Annotated in this window: 21 protein-coding genes; 12 read left to right on the top strand and 9 right to left on the bottom strand. The window is 42.9% G+C overall.

Features of this window, described 5'->3' with window-relative positions:
- Nucleotides 1-9 precede the first annotated feature (9 nt).
- The 3 genes from R7Z41_RS03405 to R7Z41_RS03395 all read right to left on the bottom strand — a co-directional run bounded on the left by R7Z41_RS03405 (nucleotide 10) and on the right by R7Z41_RS03395 (nucleotide 2,767).
- Nucleotides 10-990, bottom strand: coding sequence for an HlyD family secretion protein (locus tag R7Z41_RS03405; RefSeq protein WP_225477598.1), 981 nt, complete (start codon nucleotides 988-990; stop codon nucleotides 10-12).
- Nucleotides 991-993: 3 nt separating this feature from the next.
- Nucleotides 994-2,409 (bottom strand): TolC family protein, encoded by a 1,416-nt coding sequence (locus R7Z41_RS03400; RefSeq protein WP_065274586.1) that lies wholly within the window; start codon nucleotides 2,407-2,409, stop codon nucleotides 994-996.
- Nucleotides 2,410-2,539: 130 nt separating this feature from the next.
- On the bottom strand, nucleotides 2,540-2,767 hold the full coding sequence (locus R7Z41_RS03395; RefSeq protein ID WP_005377125.1) for a hypothetical protein: 228 nt from the start codon (nucleotides 2,765-2,767) through the stop codon (nucleotides 2,540-2,542).
- 476 nt (nucleotides 2,768-3,243) lie between these two features.
- Between R7Z41_RS03395 and R7Z41_RS03390 the strand changes: the two genes are divergently transcribed.
- On the top strand, nucleotides 3,244-4,863 hold the full coding sequence (locus R7Z41_RS03390) for a sensor histidine kinase (RefSeq protein WP_065274585.1): 1,620 nt from the start codon (nucleotides 3,244-3,246) through the stop codon (nucleotides 4,861-4,863).
- Nucleotides 4,860-5,546, top strand: coding sequence for a response regulator (locus R7Z41_RS03385; protein WP_206970894.1), 687 nt, complete (start codon nucleotides 4,860-4,862; stop codon nucleotides 5,544-5,546). The genes R7Z41_RS03390 and R7Z41_RS03385 overlap by 4 nt, the downstream gene beginning before the upstream one ends.
- Before the next feature lie 91 nt (nucleotides 5,547-5,637).
- On the opposite strand, the gene R7Z41_RS03380 is transcribed toward R7Z41_RS03385, so the two are convergent.
- Together R7Z41_RS03380 and R7Z41_RS03375 are read right to left on the bottom strand one after the other, a co-directional pair.
- The gene (locus tag R7Z41_RS03380) at nucleotides 5,638-7,773 is read right to left on the bottom strand and encodes a TonB-dependent siderophore receptor (RefSeq protein WP_206970893.1); all 2,136 of its coding nucleotides are present in this window, start codon (nucleotides 7,771-7,773) and stop codon (nucleotides 5,638-5,640) included.
- Nucleotides 7,774-7,872: 99 nt separating this feature from the next.
- Nucleotides 7,873-8,838, bottom strand: a complete 966-nt coding sequence (locus R7Z41_RS03375; protein WP_065274583.1) for a helix-turn-helix domain-containing protein — start codon at nucleotides 8,836-8,838, stop codon at nucleotides 7,873-7,875.
- A 537-nt stretch (nucleotides 8,839-9,375) separates the two neighbouring features.
- Between R7Z41_RS03375 and zwf the strand changes: the two genes are divergently transcribed.
- From zwf to R7Z41_RS03350, 5 genes are all read left to right on the top strand, one after another.
- Nucleotides 9,376-10,878: a glucose-6-phosphate dehydrogenase gene (zwf, locus tag R7Z41_RS03370; RefSeq protein ID WP_017634563.1), complete on the top strand. Its 1,503-nt coding sequence runs from the start codon at nucleotides 9,376-9,378 to the stop codon at nucleotides 10,876-10,878.
- Nucleotides 10,875-11,591 (top strand): 6-phosphogluconolactonase, encoded by a 717-nt coding sequence (pgl, locus tag R7Z41_RS03365; RefSeq protein WP_017634562.1) that lies wholly within the window; start codon nucleotides 10,875-10,877, stop codon nucleotides 11,589-11,591. Before zwf ends, pgl begins: the two co-directional genes overlap by 4 nt.
- Nucleotides 11,592-11,629: 38 nt before the next feature.
- On the top strand, nucleotides 11,630-13,078 hold the full coding sequence (gnd, locus tag R7Z41_RS03360) for a decarboxylating NADP(+)-dependent phosphogluconate dehydrogenase (protein WP_005377160.1): 1,449 nt from the start codon (nucleotides 11,630-11,632) through the stop codon (nucleotides 13,076-13,078).
- A gap of 197 nt (nucleotides 13,079-13,275) precedes the next feature.
- Nucleotides 13,276-14,130 carry a hypothetical protein gene (locus tag R7Z41_RS03355; RefSeq protein WP_053350327.1) on the top strand — a complete coding sequence of 285 codons (855 nt, stop codon included), beginning with the start codon at nucleotides 13,276-13,278 and terminating at the stop codon, nucleotides 14,128-14,130.
- Nucleotides 14,127-14,654: a hypothetical protein gene (locus tag R7Z41_RS03350; protein WP_053350328.1), complete on the top strand. Its 528-nt coding sequence runs from the start codon at nucleotides 14,127-14,129 to the stop codon at nucleotides 14,652-14,654. The genes R7Z41_RS03355 and R7Z41_RS03350 overlap by 4 nt, the downstream gene beginning before the upstream one ends.
- Before the next feature lie 10 nt (nucleotides 14,655-14,664).
- On the opposite strand, the gene R7Z41_RS03345 is transcribed toward R7Z41_RS03350, so the two are convergent.
- On the bottom strand, nucleotides 14,665-14,868 hold the full coding sequence (locus tag R7Z41_RS03345; RefSeq protein WP_005377162.1) for a hypothetical protein: 204 nt from the start codon (nucleotides 14,866-14,868) through the stop codon (nucleotides 14,665-14,667).
- A 578-nt stretch (nucleotides 14,869-15,446) separates the two neighbouring features.
- Here R7Z41_RS03345 and R7Z41_RS03340 point away from each other — a divergent pair.
- The gene (locus tag R7Z41_RS03340) at nucleotides 15,447-15,584 is read left to right on the top strand and encodes a hypothetical protein (RefSeq protein ID WP_005377165.1); all 138 of its coding nucleotides are present in this window, start codon (nucleotides 15,447-15,449) and stop codon (nucleotides 15,582-15,584) included.
- A 61-nt stretch (nucleotides 15,585-15,645) separates the two neighbouring features.
- Here the strand turns inward: R7Z41_RS03340 and R7Z41_RS03335 are convergent, their stop codons facing one another.
- Nucleotides 15,646-17,412 (bottom strand): sigma-54-dependent Fis family transcriptional regulator, encoded by a 1,767-nt coding sequence (locus tag R7Z41_RS03335; protein ID WP_206970892.1) that lies wholly within the window; start codon nucleotides 17,410-17,412, stop codon nucleotides 15,646-15,648.
- A 239-nt stretch (nucleotides 17,413-17,651) separates the two neighbouring features.
- On the opposite strand from R7Z41_RS03335, the gene R7Z41_RS03330 reads away from it, so the two are divergent.
- Nucleotides 17,652-19,172 (top strand): aldehyde dehydrogenase family protein, encoded by a 1,521-nt coding sequence (locus tag R7Z41_RS03330; protein ID WP_005377169.1) that lies wholly within the window; start codon nucleotides 17,652-17,654, stop codon nucleotides 19,170-19,172.
- Between the two features lie 126 nt (nucleotides 19,173-19,298).
- Here the strand turns inward: R7Z41_RS03330 and exsE2 are convergent, their stop codons facing one another.
- Nucleotides 19,299-19,604, bottom strand: coding sequence for a T3SS regulon translocated regulator ExsE2 (exsE2, locus tag R7Z41_RS03325; RefSeq protein ID WP_005377171.1), 306 nt, complete (start codon nucleotides 19,602-19,604; stop codon nucleotides 19,299-19,301).
- Between the two features lie 8 nt (nucleotides 19,605-19,612).
- A complete protein-coding gene (gene exsC / locus R7Z41_RS03320) occupies nucleotides 19,613-20,059 on the bottom strand; it encodes a type III secretion system regulatory chaperone ExsC (protein WP_005377174.1) in 447 nt (148 codons plus the stop codon).
- Nucleotides 20,060-20,447: 388 nt separating this feature from the next.
- On the opposite strand from exsC, the gene R7Z41_RS03315 reads away from it, so the two are divergent.
- The 3 genes from R7Z41_RS03315 to R7Z41_RS03305 all read left to right on the top strand — a co-directional run bounded on the left by R7Z41_RS03315 (nucleotide 20,448) and on the right by R7Z41_RS03305 (nucleotide 23,460).
- Complete coding sequence (locus tag R7Z41_RS03315; RefSeq protein ID WP_053350332.1) at nucleotides 20,448-20,861, top strand: YscW family type III secretion system pilotin; 414 nt, start codon at nucleotides 20,448-20,450, stop codon at nucleotides 20,859-20,861.
- A 609-nt stretch (nucleotides 20,862-21,470) separates the two neighbouring features.
- Nucleotides 21,471-22,331 carry an AraC family transcriptional regulator gene (locus R7Z41_RS03310; protein WP_005377191.1) on the top strand — a complete coding sequence of 287 codons (861 nt, stop codon included), beginning with the start codon at nucleotides 21,471-21,473 and terminating at the stop codon, nucleotides 22,329-22,331.
- Between the two features lie 148 nt (nucleotides 22,332-22,479).
- Nucleotides 22,480-23,460: a T3SS regulon anti-activator ExsD domain-containing protein gene (locus tag R7Z41_RS03305; protein ID WP_005377193.1), complete on the top strand. Its 981-nt coding sequence runs from the start codon at nucleotides 22,480-22,482 to the stop codon at nucleotides 23,458-23,460.
- Nucleotides 23,461-23,472: the final 12 nt, after the last annotated feature.

The raw sequence follows: 23,472 nt of genomic DNA, 5'->3' as shown, positions 1-23,472 counted from the left end.
TGGTTGTGATTAAAGTTCAACGACAAAACTCATTCCCATACGCAGTTCAGGTTCGGGTTGAGCTGGACGAGCTTCTACTTCAAAGGTACGAAGATCAAAACCTTGAGAAGCATCGGTTGCTCTCCACGTTGCAAAGTCACCCATAACGGCAACATGCGTTACTTTGAACTCAACATTTTTGTTTAAGGCAGGCAAATAGGCATCAAAGGTTGCTCCTTTTTTAAAGTGTTGAAGGTAATCTTCACGCACATTAAGCGTCGCCCAGGCATCTTCTGTATCTATCACAGTAACAACCGGGAAGCCCTGAGGTGCTAATTCACCACTTTGAAGTAGAACTTGAGAGACTTCGCCGTCAAACCAGCTGTAGATCTGAGTATCTTTCGCGTACGCTTCTACTTCGGCTACGGCACCTGATGCCATGCGCGCTTTTTCCGCCGCAGCCACTTTGGTTTCACTTCTAGCGCCTTCTTTTGCCATTTCGTACATTTGAAACGCGGCACTTTCTGTGTATTTCGCTGCTTGCCACTGAGTTAAAGCTTCATCGCGTTTTTGTTCTGCAACCACGCCATCGTTATAAAGGTTATTCACACGATTGTAGGTTTTTTCCATTAAATTCGCAGCGGCTTTGGCTTTCATCCACTGATCTTTTGCTGCTTGGATTTGTTGCTCACGTGCGCCTTTCTCAGCTTCTTGAGCTAAGGCGTCCGCCGCTTTTTCACCTGCTTTTGCTTGTTCTAACTTCGCTTCAATTTCAGGACTATGAAGGGTAAAAATAAGCTGACCTTTCTCTACATCGTCGCCTTTACGTACCATGACCTCATCAATACGCCCTGGGACTTTTGAGGAAATGCTGTATTGCTGGGCTTCAATTAATCCCTGTAAGCGGATCGGTTCTGGTTGATAGGCTTGGTAAAATTGATACCCAACCCAAGAGGCAACACCCAAAGCACAAAGTGAGAGTAAAACGGGTTTTAGTGATTTAGCTGCCATGATTTATTTCACCTCTTTGGATGTTGAAGCAGGGATATAAGCGGTATTTTGATATTGTTCGAAGCTGTTCATTTCACTGCTCAATGCGAGTAGCTTGGTTAAAGATATTAAATAGCGGAAACGCGCCGCTGAACGTTGTGTTTCTATACTCGCGACATAAAGTTGTGCATCCACAACATCCAGAGAAGACGACAGACCCTGAGTAAATGCTTTTTCACGCAAGCGCAGGTTTTCGTTAGCGAGTTCAATGCTAGATGCGAGCCCTTGTACTTCATCAATGGCTTGCTGAGCCTCCAAGTATGTCTTTTGGACTAACAGCGATAAGTCTTGTTTGGCTTGGGACTTTAATGAGTCGACCTGCGAGACGACGCTTTGAGCGGCTTTGACTTTTTCGCTTCGCCCTGATGATTCAATCAGTGGAATGCTGACACCAACACCAACTAACCAGTCAGGCTTCATTTGGCTTGCGAGAGAATCGTCTTCATACAAGCTGTAGTCGCCGTAAAGATAAACTTCAGGGTAGTATTTCCCTTTTTCTGCTTTGATTAAGCTAGAGGCTTGTTTGTGTTTAGCGCTCAGAAGCTCTAACCCCGGATAGGTAAGCAACGTTTGATCGACAAAAGCAGTAAGAGGGGGAAGACTGTCGTTGATAAACAAAGATTCAGCGGGCTCTACGGCATCATCTTGCGCGAGTAATTTACCTAATGCAGCCTGAGCGATACTCAAATCGCTGGCTGCTTTACGTGTTTCTACAGATGCTTTATCTAAAGAAGCCTCGGCTTGCAGGCGCTCAACGTGCGCGATTTGTCCTTGCTCTTCAAGCTTAATGGCAAAATCTCGATGCTTTTTTAGCCCTGCTTCAACCGCTTGCCGCGTTGCGAGTACTTCCTTTGCCAGTACGACAGAAAAGTAGTACTTCGATAAATCTTCAAAACGCGCTTGTTGTTCCATTAGAAGCTGACTTTTCGCCTCATCCGTTTTGCCTTCTGCTGCTGATTGAGCCGCAGAAATTCTACCACCAGTAAAAACTGGCCAAATGGCACGAATAGACGAAGAGAAAATATCGCGCTCGGTTATGGTCGAAGTGGTATTAGCTAAGGCACCAAAAATAGGCTGAAAAGCAGGAGGTACGTTAATGTGTGCTCCTGTGCTGTCTAGGATCTGTTTTCCCGACAGCGTGATATCGGTATCTAAACGCGTGTAATTCGCGCCAATAGTAACCTGAGGTAAGTTGAGATTGCTGGTGGCACTCTCTTGGTATTGGTAGTTCTCGACGTTTGAGCGTTGAGCTTTAAGAGAATAGTTGTTTTCTAGCAATAGCTGCCATGCGGTATCAAAAGTGATCGGTGCCGCATGACAGGCAAGGGAAATCGAGCTGCTAAGTAAGCCCAGTATCCAAACCTTTCCTGTTTTTTTCATAATGGCTGCTTTGTCGTAGAGTATTAGCTCTAATATAAAGGATTCGTAACTGCGTGTTAAGTAGGAGGGAAAATTGGGCAGTAGTATGCGCCCAGTTATATTTGTGCTGGGCGCGGGAGATGTTACAAATTTATTTCGTATATGGACAGTGAAACTCCGCTCTCCACTCGAGCTGACGAGAACCTCGCATCGTATTCAATAGATCTTTTCCACTCATTTGAGGGAACGATAACAGGACTTTTAGATCAGAAGTACCGCCTCCGTTTTTTTCATAAGCCCTGACGTGTGTAAATGTTGAATACATATTCTCTGACAGCATCGCCTTATTCAGGCATATTCCAAAGGTATCGCGTTCCATGTTTGGTGTTCCTTCTAACTATAAATGCACCTCTGTTTATAGTTTTCCAGTTTTCAGATGGTGTCTAAGTGTTTGTCATATAGTCAGTATTTGTGTTTTGTTTTATTTGTGTCCAAATCACTGACATCAATGTTGAGCTTTTAATAGACTTCCAGCTTCACTGCTTTCAAACCGAAACTCTCATTGGTTTCGTTGATTAAAAATTATACGTTGTAAAGTCTAAAAACGCCTCAAAAACCGCTAAAATCGATGTGATCGCGATCATGATTTTAAGGGCAATTTATGTATGGAATTGAGTATCAGAGAGGAATGCTAAATTTGGTGAATGGTTGTAATTTTATGTTTCAGCTCGTCGATTAATTAACCGTAAACTCTGCGGTTTGTTTGCCTTCCTCACAGATTTATCACCGCGACAACGTCATGCTGTTAACTGAGTGTTAACGTTACGCTCAAGAGTGAATCACAAGGATGTATCAATGAGTTGGAAAACCATCAGCTTTCGTAAGCGGATGCTCATTATCATGACGCTATCGGGGTTGATAGAGCTGTTATTGCTTGTCGCCGCGGGGTTCACTTATCTCAAAATCAATCAAGAGCAAGAAATGGGAGAAAAAGCACTGGGTGTTGCCCGTTTTTTAGCGGACTCAGCGGTTGTTCGTGAAATGATCGAAACCCAAAACCCCCAGCCATACCAACTTCGCTTTAGAGAATTAACCGAAGCCATAGGTGCTGCATTCATCGTTATTGGCGACCATAAGGGAGTACGCTTAATCCACCCTGTTGATGAGCGGTTGGGCAAGCCAATGAGAGGTGGCGACAATCGTCGAGCGCTAGAACAGGGGTTGTCTTATGTTTCGACGGCACAGGGCTCGTTAGGTTATTCAGTTCGTGGTAAAGCTGCGATTTTTGACGAGCAAGGGAACATTATTGGTGTGGTTTCAGTTGGCTATTTGCTCGACCGACTGCAAGACCGCATCGAACCATTTTTGGCCTTTTTGATTTTAATGGTCATCGTAGTTGTCGTCGCTAATGCCATTGTATCCAATTATGCGTCGAGAAAGTTTCAGCGCGCCATTTTAGGCTTTGAGCCTGAAGAGATAGGGCGGTTGTACGGCGAATTAGAAGTGACGATGAGCACCATCAAAGAGGGCGTGTTAAGCATTGATGCCCAAGGGATACTTCGCTCGATAAATCGTAGTGCCTGCCAGATTCTCGGTATTGATAGAGAATCAGCGCTTAATAAACCTTTGACTGATACGCTGCGTGATAGCGATCTATATACAGTGTTAGAAAGCGGGCAGGAAGATCATGATATTGAAATATTCCTTAATCATAAGCGCCTGATTGCAAATCGCTCTCCAATTTATGTTGATGGAAAAATCGTGGGGGCGGTATCGAGTTTCCGTTTAAGGGATGAAATTAATGATCTAACCGAGCAGCTATCACAAACCAAGGAATATGCAGATTTGTTACGTTCGCAAACCCATGAGCATCGAAATAAGCTCAACACCATTAGTGGGCTAGTACAAATGGGTGAACTTGATGCGGTGCAAAAGTTAATTGGACAAGAAACCGCACACTATCAAGCAATGATTGAGTTTTTAAGAGATACCGTTAAGGACCCGCTAATTGCAGGTATGTTGCTTGGAAAAACTGAACGTGCGCGCGAGTTAGGCTTACAACTGATGGTTGAGGAAGGTAGTCGTCTGGAGCCCCTGCCTGAGTGGCTAAATTCGGAAGATCTTGTCACAATTTTGGGTAATTTGATTGATAACGCTTTCGATGCCACGTTAACTTCAATTCGCGATGAATCAAATGTTGCGTCAGAACGCAGAAACATTGATGTGTCCGTTAGCGATTACGGAAATGAAGTGATACTTGAGGTGATAGATCATGGCTGTGGCCTCCCAAAAACAATGGATCCACAAACATTATTTACAAAAGGCGTTTCAACGAAATCTCGTCAAAATCGAGGTGTTGGTTTGCACCTTGTCAATCAGCTTGCTACTCGATATCACGGCCATGTTGAGATGATACCCAATACAAATTATGGGACAAGAATAACGGTGTATTTACCCAAGGAAGAACAATTATGAGTATGGCGACTCGCGTAATGATCATTGAAGATGATCTGGCTATTGCTGAGCTTCACCACAAATACTTAAGCCAACTGACAGGTTTGGAAGTGGTCGGAATTGCGACCACGAGAATGGAAGCGGAAATGCAACTCGACATTCTTAAGCCAGATTTGCTATTGATGGATGTCTATCTTCCCGATGGCACAGGGCTTGAGATACTAAATACACTGCGTGCAAGTAACCAAACGTGTGATGTCATTTTGATTACAGCCGCAAGGGATGTCGATACATTACAACAGGCGATGAGGGGTGGCGTTGTCGATTACCTGTTAAAACCAGTTATGTTTCCACGCTTAGATGCCGCACTGAAAAAGTATGTGTGCCAACGCCAACAACTAGACATCGTAGAGAGTTTGGATCAGAACCTCGTTGATAAAATGCTGCAGTCTCACGCCAATCAAGACAACTTGCCGAACCGATTACCGAAAGGGATTGATGGTGTAACGCTAGACAAGATCAGAGAGTTGTTCCCAAATGGCAGTGTACTGACCGCTGATGAGGCAGGCGAAAAGATCGGCGCGAGCCGAACAACGGCGAGGCGCTATTTGGAGTATCTTATCACTACTGGTGAACTAGAGGCTGATTTAAACTATGGGTCGGTAGGTAGGCCGGAAAGGTGCTATAAAAAAGTGACAAGGTAGCGTTTATATTGATGCTCTATGCAAAATAAAAAGCGATGGCTTGTTGTAGAAACCATCGCTTTACAAATTACTGCTGTTCCGCTCTAAGAGGTTAGAAGTTGTATTCTAACTTCGCTTCGATAGAGCGCTCAGCGCCAAACCAACAGTTATTTTTGTCGTAACAAGAATAGTATTCTTTATCGAATAGATTGCTTGCAGAAAGCGTGACGCTAGCCCCTTTCATTGATTCAGATACCGTTGAGAAATCGTAACTTGCTGCTAAATCAAACAAGGTGTAGTCCGGTACTTTTTGACTATTCTGTGCATCAATTTGTGCTTCTCCGACATAGCGAACGCCAGCACTGGTACGAAGGCCTGAAAGATTTCCTTCAAAGAAGTAATTTGCCCATAGAGAGGCCGTTTGCTCAGGTACCCAAACCGGCGTTTTACCTTCTTGGTTGTAATAACTGTCCTCGGTAATCTCCATATCGGTATATGTATAGCCTAGAGTGAAATCAGCTTGTGCTGTGGCTTGCCATTTTGCCTCAAGTTCAATACCTTGTGATACCACTTCGCCCGCTTGATAGTTCGGTGCATAAGGATTATTCGGATCGGTCAAGATCGCGTTTTTCTTCGTGATATGGAAGAGTGCTAAGTTACCTGAGATATCACCAGATAATGGTGCGTATTTAAAGCCTAACTCCCATTGATGACCGGTTGATGGCTCAAATGCTTTACCAGAAGAGTCGGCACCCGCAATTGGCTCGAAACTTTCCGAGTAAGTAAGGTATGGCGAGAGACCAAAGTCTAGCTCATACAAACCACCGACTCGGAAAGATATGTTGGTATCGTCTAACTCTTCCTTGCTCTTGGATACTGTTCCTAGATAATCGCTAACGGCGTCTGTATTTGAATCGTATTTATCCCAACGAAGACCTGCAATCATTACAAGTTGGTCATAACGAACTTGATCTTGGAAATAAACGCCAATCTGCTTCGTTTTGATATCCAAGTTTTGTTTGTATTGGAAATTCAGTGCATTACGATCAATGCTGTTGTGGTCAGGATTAAAAATGTCCTGAGTTAGCGAATACCCAAGCGTGTCTTTGTATTTTACATCTGAGTCTAGATACTGATAATCAAGCCCGAACAATAAGTTATGTTCAAAATTTCCTGTTTTAATGTAGCCAGATAGTTGGTTGTCAATCACAAAGGATTTGGACTTTTCATCGGTTAAATAGGCATTTCGACCAACGGTACGGTTATCCGCTTCAAGTGCACCGTTATATGTGTTTTCCTGATAGGCATCGGCGGTCATGTAGCGGGCATTCTGTAGAAATTGCCAATTGTTGTTAAAGTCGTGTTGGACTTTGTAACCCATCATCAGAACTTCGCGTTCGTAAGTGTTCCAGTCCTCATCCCCCAAATAGGTGCTTGGTGACATCGAGCCAAGTGGGTTTTTAATCACTGAGCCAGACGCAGGCACAGTCGTGTAGATACCTGCTGATGGATCATTTTGATAGTAAACATTCACGTTCACTAATGTGCTTTCTGTCGCTTGCCAATTGAAAGATGGGGCGAGTACATAACGTTCATCTTCAGACGTATCGGCTTGACCATCTCGCTGTTTTGCCAGGCCGACGATACGGTAATCCACATTAGAATCACCAATTTGTCCTGTGGTGTCGAACGTTAGTTCTTTTAGGCTGTTAGTCCCAGTACTAATCGAGACAGAGTGCGAGGGTGTTGACTGAGGCGCCTTGGCGATAATGTTGACCATACCTCCTGGTGGAATATTGCCGTAAAGAACAGACGTTGGCCCTTTAAAAACCTCGATTTGCTCAAGAGCAACGGAATCGACCTGCGGTTGAAGGTTCCAACCGTTGTACAGCAAAGGAAGACCATCATAAAAGTTGGTGTAGTTAATAAAACCACGAATATTGAATAGGTCAAGTCGGGAAACGGCACCGCCACGCAATTCTGTATTTACGCCAGGCGCATAACGCAATGCTTCGCTCACCGAGTTTACGCCGCGTAGGTCCATGTCATCTTTAGTGATTACCGTGATCGCTTGCGGTGTTTCCTCCGGTTCTAAAACGGTTTTAGTTGCGGTGTTTCGGTATGTTTCTCCTAGCACCGTAATCGTTTCGTGTTGGGATACGCTCTCAGTCGCATTGGCGTGGCCAGCGAGCAATGCGGATACGACGATAGCAACCGCTGAACGATGAAATCGAATTGGACTTTCCATATTTATAAATTCCACTACTTTTTCTATTTATTGATAATGATTGTTATTTGTATTCTATATTCAAAGAAATAGGAAAAGTTAACAATTTGGTGCAAAACACTAATCTTTGGAACTTATTCTTCTGTTCTTAGGTTTTAAAGATAGCGAGTCGTTTGGCTCGACAGGAATCCAATACTGCATTTGTGCTTGTTCGCTATCAACATCATAACCTTCTGGATAAAGCTCTAACTCATAACCATCGATAGCATGATAATTAGAGTAGGGTAGCCAATGTAAAATAAACCATTCCAGCGTTGAGGCGAGCTCTGATGCTTTGCCTATGTGTGTAATGACGGCGTAGGTTTGCTCAGGAACAGCCAAGAGGTCTAACCCCGAGTTGGAAGAGTTCGTTGATCTTGATGCGTTTGCTGTTGGACCACACTCATAACCTGCCCAGTACTCAAGTTGTTGGTTGTTTGAATACGCTTGCGTCACATCAATCACGCCAAAGTAACTACTTTCCGAATTATTAAGGTTTTCAGATGAATAAAGACGTGACCAAAGTGACGGTACTTTGGATTGGAAATCGGGCGTAGCGGAAAACAATCCGTGAATAGGTTCATGATAACCAGCAAGTTCAAAAGCCGATTTTGTTTCTATTCGAACTTCAATAAAGCGCTGATGTTTTTTCTCTTCCTCTGGTGTCTTACGCAGCGTTAAAGGTTGTCTCAACCCGGAGAGTTGTTGCGTTTTGCGATATTCGCGGGGGCTTTTTGAAAACATATTCCTGAACGCTCGGCTAAATGCGTGTTCAGATGTAAATCCCATTTCTATCGCTATATCTAACGAGCGGTCAGAAGTATGGATTAAGCGCTCAGCCGCAAGGCTAAGTTTAAGCTCTCTGATGTAGTGAGCGACGGATATGCCAGTGTGTTGTTGAAATACGCGTTGCAGTTGCCAGCGAGACCAACAACTTGCTTTCGATATTTCATCTACGCTCAGAGTGCTGTCTAAGTTGGTGTGAATGTAGTCAAGCACCGATTGTATTCGGTTTATGGGATGTGGGTTAATGGCGCTTGATTTCATGGCGTTCTACTTTCACATTAATAGTGATTTCATTATCTTTAATTGAGTATCATTATCAATAGGATGATGAAATAAAAAGTAAGTAACACAGATCACGATAAAACTGTAATGGATTGCAAGTATGAGTGATTTTTACCCATATTAGAGTTTTTGCTTAAATTTTGTAGCGTTCAGATGAAACTTTTTTTATCAATAAAATACAATCGCTTATGACGTTTTGTGCAACTTATTTAAACGTTTGCACTGGCAAGTGTTGATGTAAATCAAATAGTCGTAGACAATATTGCCCCGTGTCGGACTCTCCTCCAGCGAGTACAGTGTGTACTTTTGAGACATAAGTGACTTAAATGACCTCAATACGTCGTGTTTCCAAGAATCGGAAATGCAACTTCTTAAGGTTCTTTGGGCCCATAGACTTTACCTATCAACGTAATAGGTAAGACCAATTTTCTATTTTGAGGTGCCATTGATAGGGTTGGCTCATTCTCTAGCCGTATCCGGGCACACAATAAGTACCTCGTTTTTAAGGGAAAGATGATGGTAATACCAGAAAACAGCAGCATCGTTATTTTTGGTGCTTCAGGTGACCTTACGTACCGTAAGCTCATTCCTGCTTTATACCACCTCTACGCGAACAAGCAGCTTCCAGAGAATTTTGCCATTCTGGGTGTAAGTCGCACTGAATACAGTGATGAGTCTTACCGCGCGAAGCTGAAAAAATCGCTTCAGGAAATGGAAAAGACTGAGCCAGAAACGCTTGATGCATTTATTAACCATCTGCACTACCAAGCAATTAATACTTCTGACACACAAGATTACGGTAAGCTATCTTCTCGCTTAGACCAACTTGCGGACGAATATCAATTCGAGCAACGCAATACGCTTTTTTACTTAGCAACCCCACCAAGTTTATACAGTGTGATCCCTGCAAGTCTTGCAGCACATGGTCTTAACAGTGAAGAGGATGGCTGGAAACGCCTGATCATTGAGAAACCATTCGGCTATGATCTTGAATCGGCGCGTATTCTGGACAAAGAAATTCACGAGCACTTCCAAGAGCATCAAATCTACCGAATTGACCATTACTTAGGTAAAGAAACGGTACAAAACCTACTTGTGCTTCGTTTCTCTAATGCGATGTTTGAGCCGCTTTGGAACCGTAACTTCATTGATTACGTTGAAATCACAGGCGCAGAATTCCTTGGCGTAGAGGAGCGTGGTGGTTACTACGACAACTCTGGCGCTGTGCGCGACATGTTCCAAAACCACTTGCTACAAGTATTAGCAATGGTAGGTATGGAACCACCAGCGCAAATCAATGCAGACTCGATGCGTGATGAAGTGGTAAAAGTGCTTCAATGCTTAAAGCCATTAGACGAAAACGCTCTGCGCAATGACCTAGTATTAGGCCAATACACGGCGTCTGAAGTTCGTGGGCAAAGCCTACGCGGCTACCGTGAAGAGCCGGGAGTTGCAGACGATTCTCGTACAGAGACTTACATCGGTTTGAAAGCGTACATCAACAACTGGCGTTGGAATGGCGTGCCATTTTACGTGCGTACTGGTAAGCGTCTTCCAACACGCGTTACTGAGGTGGTTATCCACTTTAAACAAACACCGCATCCTGTGTTTGGTCAAAACGCACCAGAAAACAAGCTGATCATTCGTATTCAACCAGACGAAGGCATTCAAATGAGCTTTGGCTTGAAAGAGCCAGGCGCAGGCTTCGAAGCGAAGGAAGTGAAAATGAACTTCCATTACGCTGACCTGCAAGAAACGCAAATGCTAACGGCATACGAGCGTCTTCTACTTGATGCTTTGAATGGTGATGCTACGCTATTTGCACGTAGTGATGCGGTGGAAGCGTGCTGGCAATACGTACAGCCAATCTTAGATTTTAAGCAAGATCCACAATCCCTCTTCGGGTACGCATGCGGCACTTGGGGACCTAAAGAGTCAGATGACTTGTTACAGCGTGATGGCCGTGCTTGGCGTTTCCCATGTAAAAACTTAACAGATACGGATTACTGTGAACTATGATCAACCATAAGATCTACCAAACAGCAGAACAGGTAGTTGAAAGCCTAGCTAACGATATGAAAGCGTTTAGCGAAATGGGCAGACCTGTTCACATCTCTCTTTCTGGCGGCAGCACTCCTAAAATGCTGTTTAAACTACTGGCTTCAGAGGCTTACGCAACCTCCATTCAATGGGAAAACCTCCACTTTTGGTGGGGTGACGAACGTTGTGTTGCCCCTGACGATGCAGAAAGCAACTACGGTGAAGCGAACACGTTGTTGTTTAGCCAAGTAAATATTCCTGCAGAAAACATTCACCGCATCCGTGGCGAAGATGAGCCTAAAGCAGAAGCCGAGCGCTTTGCAAAAGAGATGGCAGAGGTGATCCCGAGTGAAAACGGCACACCTGTGTTTGACTGGATCTTATTAGGCGTTGGTGCAGATGGTCATACAGCTTCTCTGTTCCCTGGCCAAACGAATTATGATGATGCGAACCTATCTCTTGTGGCGTCGCATCCTGAATCGGGCCAACTTCGTGTGTCGAAAACCGCACGCGTATTAGAAGCAGCGAAACGCATTAGTTACTTAGTGCTTGGTGCAGGAAAAGCGGACATTGTTGAAGAAATTAACAGTTCACCAGCACACGCACTGCCATACCCAGCGGCTAAGATTCAAGCGAAATCGGGCCTAACGGAATGGTATTTAGATTTAGATGCGGCAGCAAAAATTGCTTAAGACGCTGCTCGTCGATGAAATAAAATTGGAGAGAAACAATGAAAGGTGATATCGGTGTAATTGGCCTAGCAGTAATGGGTCAAAACCTTATCCTAAACATGAACGATCACGGCTTTAAAGTGGTTGCTCACAACCGTACTGCTGCTAAAGTAGACGAGTTCCTGGAAGGTCCAGCAAAAGGCACGAACATCATCGGTGCATACTCTCTAGAAGAACTAGTAGAGAAGCTAGAAACGCCGCGTAAAGTAATGTTGATGGTTCGCGCTGGTGACGTTGTAGACAAGTTCATCGAAGCGCTAGTACCTCTGCTAGACAAAGGCGACATCATTATTGACGGTGGTAACACTAACTACCCAGATACAAACCGTCGTGTTGCTGCACTACGTGAAAAAGGTATCCACTTCATCGGTACTGGTGTATCTGGTGGTGAAGAAGGTGCGCGCTTCGGTCCATCTATCATGCCTGGCGGTGCTGCTGAAGCATGGGAAGCGGTTAAGCCTATCTTCCAAGGTATCGCTGCGAAAACTGACGCTGGTGAGCCATGTTGTGACTGGGTTGGTAACGACGGTGCTGGTCACTTCGTTAAGATGGTACACAACGGTATCGAATACGGTGACATGCAGCTTATCACAGAAGCTTACCAGTTCATGAAAGACGGTCTTGGTATGTCTGCAGACGAGATGCAAGCAGTATTCGCTGATTGGAACAAGACTGAACTAGACAGCTACCTTGTTGAAATCACGGCTGACATCCTTGGCTACAAAGATGAAGACGGTGAGCCTCTCGTTGAGAAGATCCTAGACACAGCAGGCCAAAAAGGTACTGGTAAATGGACTGGTATTAACGCACTAGACCTAGGTATTCCACTAACACTTATCTCTGAGTCTGTATTCTCTCGTTGTCTATCTGCACTGAAAGACCAACGTGTTGAAGCTGAATCTCTATTCGGTAAGACAATCACTCCTGTTGAAGGCGACAAGCAAGAGTGGGTTGATGCACTACGTCAAGCGCTACTAGCTTCTAAGATCATCTCTTACGCTCAAGGCTTCATGCTAATGCGCGAAGCATCGAACGAGAACGGTTGGGACCTAAACTACGGTAACGTAGCCCTAATGTGGCGTGGTGGTTGTATCATCCGCTCTGCGTTCCTAGGCAACATCCGTGATGCGTACGAAGCGAACCCAGACATCGCATTCCTAGGTTCTGATGAGTACTTCAAAAACATCCTACAAGGCAGCCTAGCAGCATGGCGTAAAGTAGCAGCGAAGTCTCTAGAGTCTGGTATCCCAATGCCATGTACGATTTCTGCGCTATCTTTCCTAGACGGTTACACAACAGCTCGTCTACCAGCGAACCTGCTTCAAGCTCAACGTGACTACTTCGGTGCTCACACTTATGAGCGTATTGACCGTCCACGTGGTGAATTCTTCCACACTAACTGGACTGGTACAGGCGGCGACACAGCGTCTACAACTTACGACGTGTAATCGTTTTAAGTAAACCGACTAAATATAAAGATATAAAGGGATGCCCAAGTGGCATCCTTTTTTGTGTCTGTAAGATATTGGTAGATTTAAAAGTTACATTAAACGTTGATTCGTCACGCACTTCTCAGAAATGGGAGAGCAGGTTTTTTTCTTCCGATTAGAATATGCCGAGTTAAAAAGTCTAAGGAATAGTGGAGATGACCACCGATAAGTTTCAGTGTTTGAGTAAAAGAAATAAAGTTAAAAGAAATGGTTGCTTAAAGAAAATTGAAGAAAATGAAGTAGATATATATGTATTAGATAGCAGAGGCCTCGTTGATCTTTGGATATTTGAAAAAAGATTCAAAGGATTAAGTGAAGAACAAGTTAAGGATCTTGCAGCATCTATGAAAGTTGCTGAGTTTGTTAGCTCGAGGGGAAGTTTATTACATGATATTGCCGCATTCTATATACTCGCAGAAGACCTTCATAAAGGAGGGACGATAATCGGGAAATATGAGATAACTAGGAATGGTTCTAAAAGTTACATCACCTTTAAAGGCAACCACAGACTCAGAAGTATAGTAAAAGGCACACGTTACCTTTTGAACAATGCCAACATTTTGGCTTTAGGAATAGGACAAGCTGGTCTGAAAGTGAGTGCTAAAGGTGGAGTGTTTCTCACAATTATTTATTCAGTCCCCTATCGAACTCTAGAGCTTGCATTTAAAAAAGATTATTTGTTCAGTAATTGGGTTGTCAATGTGAGTTCTGACGTTATAAAAGCTTCAATTTCAGCGACAATTGGATACTTAGCAGGAGCTTATTTTATAGGTGCTACAGGAGTCGTATTATTACCTATTGGAGTTGGTATTGTTGCTGCTTTATTAGTTGGAGAGGTGCTAAATTCTTTGGAAGGAAAGCTCGAATTGAAAGAAAAAGTTATTGCGGCTATCGATGAGCACTTTGAGAAGAGGGCTATACAAGCAATTGACGAAATCAATGAAGACATTGTGAGACGCAAATCTATAAGTCAACTTAAGCGTGCTACCACCAAGGCTATTTTCTTATGATAGAACAGAAGCACCCGGCGCATTCAGCTTTCGTTTTGGTAATATGTATTACCTTGAGTGCGTACTCAAGTTATCGGTTGTATGAGTATTTAACATTAGAGTCTCTCCAACATCAAATAAATAGTAACTTTTTAGTCATATATTTAAGTACGTCTCATGTGATTAGTGTTAGTGGCCTGATTCTAGCTCCGACTTTAAGTGTATTTATAGCTTCTCGTGTTATTTTTAAATCTTCAAGTGTATCGATCAAATGGATGGGTTTTGCAACTGTACTTGCTTTGCTAGTTGCTATTCCTGGAAGACTTTGGGAGTTCGGACGACTGCAAAATATTGCCGAAACCAACGGTTACTTGACATGTCCACCTTTCACAATTGCATCAAGCGGAATGTTTGTAGAAGCTATGGTAAAAGAAGAAAAATACTGTATAGAACCAGAAATTAATCGTATTGGTATGTATGGCTATTTTCACGAACTCGAACGGATTGATAACTATATCAAGTCACACAGAAATGACATTCAATAGAAAAGAGCGCCTAGGCGCTCTTTTCAGTGGTCGTTTTCTTGTTTTGATAAAACCTGTCTTTTAGGTAGAGAATTGCACTGACCACAAGAGCCACTAAAGAAACAGTGAATAGGGCGTACATGCTGAGAATCCATGCGAATGTGGCCGTCAAGAATGCAATGAAGGAAAACATTCTGCTGAAAGACATCACATGGCCAAGTTTGTTACTTTTCATAAACGCCTCCCGAAGCTAAGTGGGGATAGACAATTGTGGTCATATGCCACACTTTTAATTGTCTGCTCTTTTGGGACGTTTCACACAAAAAAGTGGCTAAAGATTTCTCAAAAAAGGTGAAATATTGAACTGGTAGACAAATCGTTAAACTGAGTTGCACAGATATGACTTCGGTTGTCTATCACTTCAAAGTTTTTAACTACACAGATTAAGGGCATGTAGCGCTATTATTATCGTATTCGAACTCTACGATACACAATTGCAAGTGAACCTACACTCGTAAGCTCATCCCTGTCGTCAGTTACAGTAAAAGCTTTTTTCTCTGTTTAACAATACCTTAGTAACGACGGGCAATTAAACCCGTTTTTCGATCGAAACTCAGATTGCACAAAAGGTGAAAAAGAGTGCTAGGTAAGCCTTTAAACTACGCCTATAATTAGCGCCCACATGGAGGATGTTTATTATATGAACATCCTTTATTTTTTGAAACTAGCAACAAGGATCCAGTAAAACATGTTTTTCTGGTTTTGTTTACGTCGACCAAGAAGGTAATTAACACAGCAAATTGAGGTTCTAAGATGACTCTTAACAAGTACTTTGTTTTCATTCCAGCAGAATTGGAACAGGAAATGCACAAGGACAATCAAGTGATCTCTGAGAAGGAAACTCAACGTCAGGCATTAGTAAAACAGGCACAACAACAAGGCGGCCTGTAAGCTAGGTTTCAAAGAGAAAGAGCACCGCAACGGTGCTCTTTTTGTATCTGAGGTCGTAGAATTAACTTAATATGCCAAGGCTTTTCAACTTTCTGTAAATGGTATTTCGGCTCACACCAAGCATACGAGACGTTTTGCTAATGTTCCCCTGGTTGGCTTGATATGTTTTGAGCAACTTATCTTCGACGGTTGCACGCAGTTCTGAAGTTGGTTCAGCGGATGCTGCTCCTTCTTGAGCTTGGCTGAGTTTCTTACTTAGGTGGGCTGGGACGTGTGTGAGTTCCAATATTTCTTCAACTTGCGCCATTAAGGCGGATACTTTGATTAAACTATCGAGTTCACGCAAATTTCCTGGCCATGAGTAAGACAGCATCAGAGAAAGTAGGTGAGGGCAAAGCTGTTGTTCAGATTCGGCGTGACGCCGATGAATGTTCTCAATCAGTTGTCGTTTATCTTCACGCTCCTCAAAGCGAGGTAGCTCAATGATCAAGCCATTAAGGCGATAATACAAATCTTGGCGGAACAATCCTTCGCTGACCAAATGTTCCAGATCTTTATGCGTGGCTGCAATGATTTGCGTATCGACTTGAATGCTTTGGTTGGAACCCACGGGAAGCACGGTTTTATCTTGCAATACATGGAGCAAGCGGCTTTGAGCTTCCAAGGGTAAATCTGCGATTTCATCCAGAAACAAAATCCCTTTGTGCGCTTGGCGAATTTTTCCCTGATAGCCTTTGCTGTTTGCGCCAGTAAAGGCACCGGCTACGTAGCCAAACAATTCAGATTCAAGCAGATCTTTTGGTAGCGCTCCGCAGTTGACGGAAACTAACGGTCCCGTTTTTCTCTGGCTGTTTTTATGGAGTGCTTTTACAAACTCGTTTTTGCCAACACCAGTCTCTCCGATAATCAACAAACTGATGTCTTTATCGATGACGCGATTGGCTTGCTGCCAACAGTGCTCAACAGCGGAGTCGCCATAATGAAGATCATTGGACGCCGCTACAGCACGAGACTTGACCTTGCTATCTTTATCGGTAAGCGGTTTTGTTTTGAAAACGAAAGGGTGCTCATTTCCCCGAGTGGATAGAATGTCGTCTAAGGATTGCCCAATGATATTTTTTTGCGCAAAAAGTTGAGAGGCTACTTGATTGTGAGCCAAAACTTGTCCGTCTTCATTTGCAATGATAATTCCTTGCCAACCACTATTCAGTAAACCTTTTTCGCACGCTAAATCCACACGAATATGCCCTTGTGGAATCAAGTTAAGTAGTTGATTCTCCACTTGCTGGACCATGTTTTGTACTAGTACTTGCGTTGAGAAGTCATGTCTCTTTTGCTCGCTCGTAATATCTAATACGCCAATGAGGTTACCAAGATGATCGAAAATAGGATTAGCCGAACAGCTAATAAAACGATGGTGTTGGATAAAGTGCTGATCACCAATAACAGAAACGGGCTTTGCTTCAACCAAGGCTGTACCAATCGCGTTGGTGCCTTTGACCTTTTCTTGCCAGCATGCTCCAGAGCTTAGCGAGATTTCCGTCAACTTCTCACGAAATCTAGGCTGTCCCCAACTGCCGATGATGACACCATCTGAATCCGTCAAAATTAAGCGACTGTCGCTATGAGCAAATAGCTGATTAAACAAAGGGAGCGCAAATTGAGTGACTGCCTCTAGCAAAAAGTTGAGTTGGTGACGCCTATCTTGGAGCGTTGCTGGCGTTACTCGAATATCTTCAGGGCGTCGACGCTGTTTTAAACCCGCTTGTTCACTTCTGACCCATGAAGTTGAAAGCCAATTGTTATCGCTAATGTGTTGAAGTTCCATGACTGTACCATTTTGTCACAGTGAGGGTGTGCCATTTTGGAACACTTGAACATTGGTGTTCACACCATACATCCGCTCAAACGTCGCTCACTTGGTTTGTTATCGCTTGGTAATCATAGTTTTACATTTAATTAACAACAAGTGTGGTGTAGTTGGCGTGTGACTTGCGTAATGCTCTTTGTGAACAGTGCGATACGACACTGCAATAACACATTGAACGAGAAACAAAAGGAAGAGTTATGATCTATGCACAGCCAGGTAGTGAAAATGCCATTGTTAACTTTAAATCGCATTACGATAACTTTATCGGTGGGGAATGGGTAAAACCAACGGGTGGTGAGTACTTTGACAATATCTCACCAATCAACGGACAAGCGTATTGTAAAGTTGCTCGCTCTGGCGAGGAAGATATTAATTTAGCACTGGATGCCGCGCACAACATCAGAGCAAAATGGGCCAAAACCAGCGTGACAGAACGTTCGAACATCTTGCTGAAAATTGCTGACCGTATTGAGCAGCATCTAGAAGAGCTTGCTGTTGCAGAAACTTGGGAAAACGGCAAACCAGTTCGCGAAACCTTGGCGGCAGATTTACCTTTAGTAGTGGATCACTTCCGTTACTTCGCTGGCTGTATTCGCGCACAAGAAGGCAGTGCGGCAGAACTGGATGAGCACACCGCAAGCTACCACTTCCCAGAACCGATTGGTGTGGTTGGTCAAATTATTCCGTGGAACTTCCCAATGTTGATGGCGGCTTGGAAACTAGCACCGGCACTAGCGGCGGGCTGCTGTGTGGTATTGAAGCCAGCAGAGCAAACCCCAACATCCATTCTGGTTCTGATGGAAAAAATCGGTGACCTTCTTCCTCCTGGTGTCATCAACGTTGTAAACGGATATGGTTCTGAAGCGGGTCAAGCATTAGCAACCAGCAACCGCATTGCGAAACTCGCTTTTACCGGGTCTACGCAAGTTGGCAACCACATTCTGAAATGTGCAGCAGACAACTTGATCCCATCGACAGTTGAGTTAGGTGGTAAATCTCCAAACATCTACTTCTCAGATATCTTCGATTACGAAGATGAGTATCTTGATAAGTGTATCGAAGGTACGTTACTTGGTTTCTTCAACCAAGGTGAAGTTTGTACTTGTCCATCTCGCGTACTGGTTCATGAAGCGATTTATGACAAGTTTGTAGAGAAACTGACGGAACGTGCACAGCTGATTAAACAAGGTAATCCGCTCGATACCGATACTCAAGTTGGTGCTCAGGCTTCTCAAGAACAGTTTGATAAGATTTTAAGTTACCTGGAAATCGGCCGTGAAGAAGGCGCAAAAGTGGTCTTTGGTGGTGGAGTGTCAGAACAGCCAGAGTCTATCAACCAGGGGTACTACATTCAGCCAACCATGTTGGAAGGCCACAACAAGATGCGAATCTTCCAAGAAGAAATCTTTGGCCCAGTGATCGCTATCACCAAATTCAAAGATGAGGCTGAAGCGTTGGAAATCGCAAACGACACTGAATATGGCTTAGGCGCAGGTGTTTGGACACGTGATGCGAACGTTGCATATCGTATGGGCCGTAATATTGAAGCTGGCCGGATCTGGATTAACTGTTACCACGCTTACCCTGCACACGCAGCGTTCGGTGGTTACAAAAAATCGGGTATCGGGCGCGAAACGCACAAGATGATGCTGGATCACTACCAGAATACTAAGAACTTGCTGATTAGCTACAGCATCGACCCGTTAGGCTTCTTCTAGTGAAACTAAGTAATTAATAAAGAAAAAGCAGTATGAATCAAAACCCCGAATCTTCGGGGTTTTTTATTAGCGTGAGCTTGTCGGCTGAAGGTTAACTTAGATGTTTAACCTACTTATATTGTGATATCAGGAACGTTGAATTATCGCCACTTTTCGTTCCATAAGCTTTTCTACGGCGGCGTTTTGCTTGTCAATATTGAGTTGCGGATCAAAGTCCAAAACGCGATTGCAAGATTCGAGACTGGCAAATTGATTTAAACATTCACCAAGCTCTCTTTTAGAGCTTGTTCGCGTCATACTGCTTTCTGATGAGGAGAGTAGGGTGACTTTACGGCCATGAAACGTTCCTTGCGGCACTGCATCACTTTGCTGCGCTTGTTGAACGTCATGAACCGATGAATTGGTGTATGTGGATTGGATGTCATTGGACATAAAGACACCTAAACTCTCAAGTCTAAAGTTTGTGGCATCGGTGGTGCCTCATCAATGGTTACATGAGAAGACAATAACGCTTCCCACGACTCGCTGTGCGTCAGCAATTCTGCTAAAGCTGTTTCAAAATATTCGTAATCCAGTCGCCTAATGTTAATGAGTCGGTTTAAACATAGGACATGTCGGTGGTTATCCAAACTAAAAAATAACTGGTGCTCAGGCCAGTGATAATTAAAGGCCAAGAAAGAGCGATAGAGATCGGAATTTACAATTTGAAGGCCAACAATCTCAGCTTCGAGCTGCAGAGTTGTCGATTCAGGATGAAAGATGATATGCACCCTTAGATTATCATCAAAGGCTAAGCTTACTTCATTTTCCGTTAGATGCAGTGCAGGCAAGCCTATTTGATGAGCAAACTTTAGCAAAATCTCATCGATAGTTTGGCGTGCTGACATAGGAATAGTCCCTTTTGAAATTTTATCAAGGAAAATATTAGATGTATCTCTTCATGTTTATCAATATTAGTCGGTTGTTATTATATTTTGGCTTTTAAATGTGTTGAGAGAAATAGAAAGGCAAAATTAAATGTGTTCAGATGCATATCTCGATGGCAGTGAGATATATGAATATCATTTTTCTCTAATAAACTTCAATTAAGGAAGGAATGAAAGTGAGCAGAAACTGCTTTTGAAATTACAGTCCATGTTAACTACGTGTTGTTGAAAAATGCGATTTATTGTCCGCTTGTAGTATAAATATAAGTTGATCTTTTATATTTTTACATAAAGAATTGTGTGAATTTCAAATGAGCTAGATTATATAAAATACGTTTATGGGGTCATAATGAACAATTCTATATGGGCTGGTTTTATTGGGTTATTCATACTGAGTGGGTGCAGTCAGACTGTGTCCGTCAATGGGGTGGATGGCTTTGATACACAGAGTCAGGCATCAGTCTATGGTTGGGTTTCTGTCGACGGCTACTTTCCACCTTCGATTACTTCTCTTGAAGTGGAAATATGTAAAGTTATTGATAATCAATGTCTTAAGTCGGTATCTCAGAGCTACCAAGGTGTTCAGTTGCCTGTGCAGTATTCGTTTTTAATTGCACCAATTCAAGCTGGTGAAGGAAAAATGAAGATTATTGGAAAGCTTTATTCAAACGGTGAGCTCGTTGCGGAAAAAGAAAAGAACTATTTATTTTTAGAGGGAAATAAACAAGAAAACTTGATTCTTGTTCCAAAAATAAACAGATAAAATTTTAAGTACTACATTTTTATTAGAATTTTCTAATTTATAAAAATAAAGATCATATCTTTCCTTTTGTGAAAGATTTGTTGTCTTTTATAAACATTAATTACATGACTTTGAAGTCATCGGGTCAGTTGTTTTTTAGACTCATACTTGTTGCAAAAACAGTATTTTTTATGATTATATCTCGCTCCTTGAACACGTTGGCTTGGCGTTTTAGGCTATAAAACATACATTTTTATGATTTTGGAAATTTAATTTTGTTCTCGAAACGATGCCGAAATCTATTTAATTGTATTCTAATGTATAACAAAACAACCAAACTTAAATAACGAAATGATATTTAAGTTTTGGCTAATGATAAACGCTATCTGATAAAAATAATAAAGACGGACAGCAGAAATTTACTAAGTCAAACTTTTACCTTTAGGTAAAGGTAATGCATGGGTTATTCGCTAATTATTCGGGGGGTATGGTAAGTGATAGAACTTCTATGCTCTTTTCTTTGCTTCTTTAATTCATACAGCAGTACTTAGAAATAACAACAATCAAAGTAGTGCTTTGAAAGTTTCTCAACATTTGCACTGAGAAACTCAAAATAATGAAGGGTAGAAAATGGATGTGTCAGGCCAACTAAACTCAGAAAGGGTCGACTCGAGTTCACGAAAAATTCGTAGTTTTTCCTGCTATGAAAAATCTGACGAAGTATTTCACTCAGACCAGTCTCACATTGTTGTCGTTCACAATGGTCAGCTTCGAGTGCAAACAGGTGATTGCACAATCGATGTTGCTGCAGAAAATGGGGTATTTCTATCTCAAGGGGATTACTTGTTAGAGTACTCTCCGCTAGATGGGGCATACAAAGCGTCGATTATTGCTTACGACAATGAACTCGTTAGTCAGTTGCTGCAAAAACACAGTGATCTCTTGATGATGCTGCCTAAGGTAGACAAAGTTTGTTCTGGTTTGTTTACTTTTGGTTTGAACATACTCGTTGAACAAGTGCTTTCTAGCATGCAGACGCTTGAGCAACAAGCGTACCCTGATGCCATTATGTGCCTAAAATACGAAGAACTACTCATTCTCTTGCTACACAGCAAAGGAGGAGAATCACTGTATGCGTTGCTGTCACAACAAACAAACCGTACGTCGGAACGGTTACGTCGATTTATGGAACAGCATTACTTAAAAGAATGGAAGTTGACAGACTACGCGCAGGAGTTTGGTGCCAGCTTAACCACTTTTAAAGAGCTTTTTAATGAGCACTATGGCATTTCTCCAAGAGCCTGGATCAGTGAGCGTCGACTACTGCATGCTCATAAACTGCTGTTGACGAGCAAGATGAGCATCGTAGATGTGGCGATGGAGGCAGGGTTTTCCAGCCAGTCTTACTTTACGCAGAGTTACCGTCGTCGTTTTGGAACGACCCCAAGCCGCGTACGTTCGGGAGACGATCAAGTGGCTATCGCGAAATGAAATGACTTGGGACTAAAATTTTCTGACTAATTTTGAAAGTCACTCACCAGTGTAAATTCTATTATGTATCGTGTAACAACGAACGATTAAAAATTATTACATCTCTTTCTTTCTGGATTGTTCGAAAGGGGTGCGGAGACGAACATAAATGAAAAAGCAGCATTGGCGACGCCGTTCGCTTTTTCCAGACAGCATAGTGACACAGCGGAAAGTGACTGTTTTACAAAGAGGAGCTCGTTATGAAAGCGCCTCGAAACCTACGCAGGATCTCAATGTTGTGCACGTCAATCACCGACAATTGTTGAGTGAAGGCGTCATAAATTATGAGCAGTTATCTTTACTTCAACGCTTGTTGGATAGAAATGTCGTCGATAGCCTATGCGCTAGCCAGTTAGTTAAAACGTATCAAAAACTTGGTGCTTCGATAGACCGGTTTGCCATGCGTTTATTTTTGGAAATTGGATCGCAGCTCAGTGATAGCAGCACAATCACAACGTTCGAACAAAGGCTGGACTACATCAACTCTCGTCTGGGCTTTCGCTTTAATTTGGCTGTCCCAAAAACGTTGATGCTTTGTTTCCATTTATCACTCAACGAGTGGATTAACCGACAAGTCGATCAAAGTGCTCTTCATGCTTCGATTAAAGTTGAACAACTTATCAATCAACTCGATATTCAGAAGGAATATTGGTCGAAGCTATCAGGGGAAGACACCAGTGCCGTCTTTGTTCAACAGCAACTCGATCTTATTAAGAGCCAGCAGCATCAACTTAAAAAGCAACTTGGGACGTTAAGCGAACAACAGTTGCAAGTGATTGAATGTCATCGTTTGTTAATTGAGAAGTGGCAACCGTCTTTAGACGAGTTGAAAGGGTTCGCGGAGTACACCTCTACAACCGAACAATTTATTTCTGAGTGGAAAAATTGGTGTTCGGAAGTGCGACTTGAAGCCCCTGAGCTGAACGAAGTTTGGGATGCATGCGATGTGGTTTACAACGACCAAAATGCGGTTGCGAAAGTATGGCAATGGTTCAAGAACATGCAAACTGTTGGTGATATCGATCACTACTATTTTGATACTCAAAGTGGTCAGTGCGGCCAGGCTTGCAATCACCTCAGCCAGATCTAAATAGGGCGTTAA

The organism is Vibrio sp. 1457 (assembly GCF_033340195.1).
In the GTDB taxonomy this organism is placed as follows: Bacteria; Pseudomonadota; Gammaproteobacteria; order Enterobacterales; family Vibrionaceae; genus Vibrio; species Vibrio alginolyticus.
Note: the sequence above shows the minus strand (reverse complement) of the source record. Positions and strands in the feature narration are given on the sequence as shown.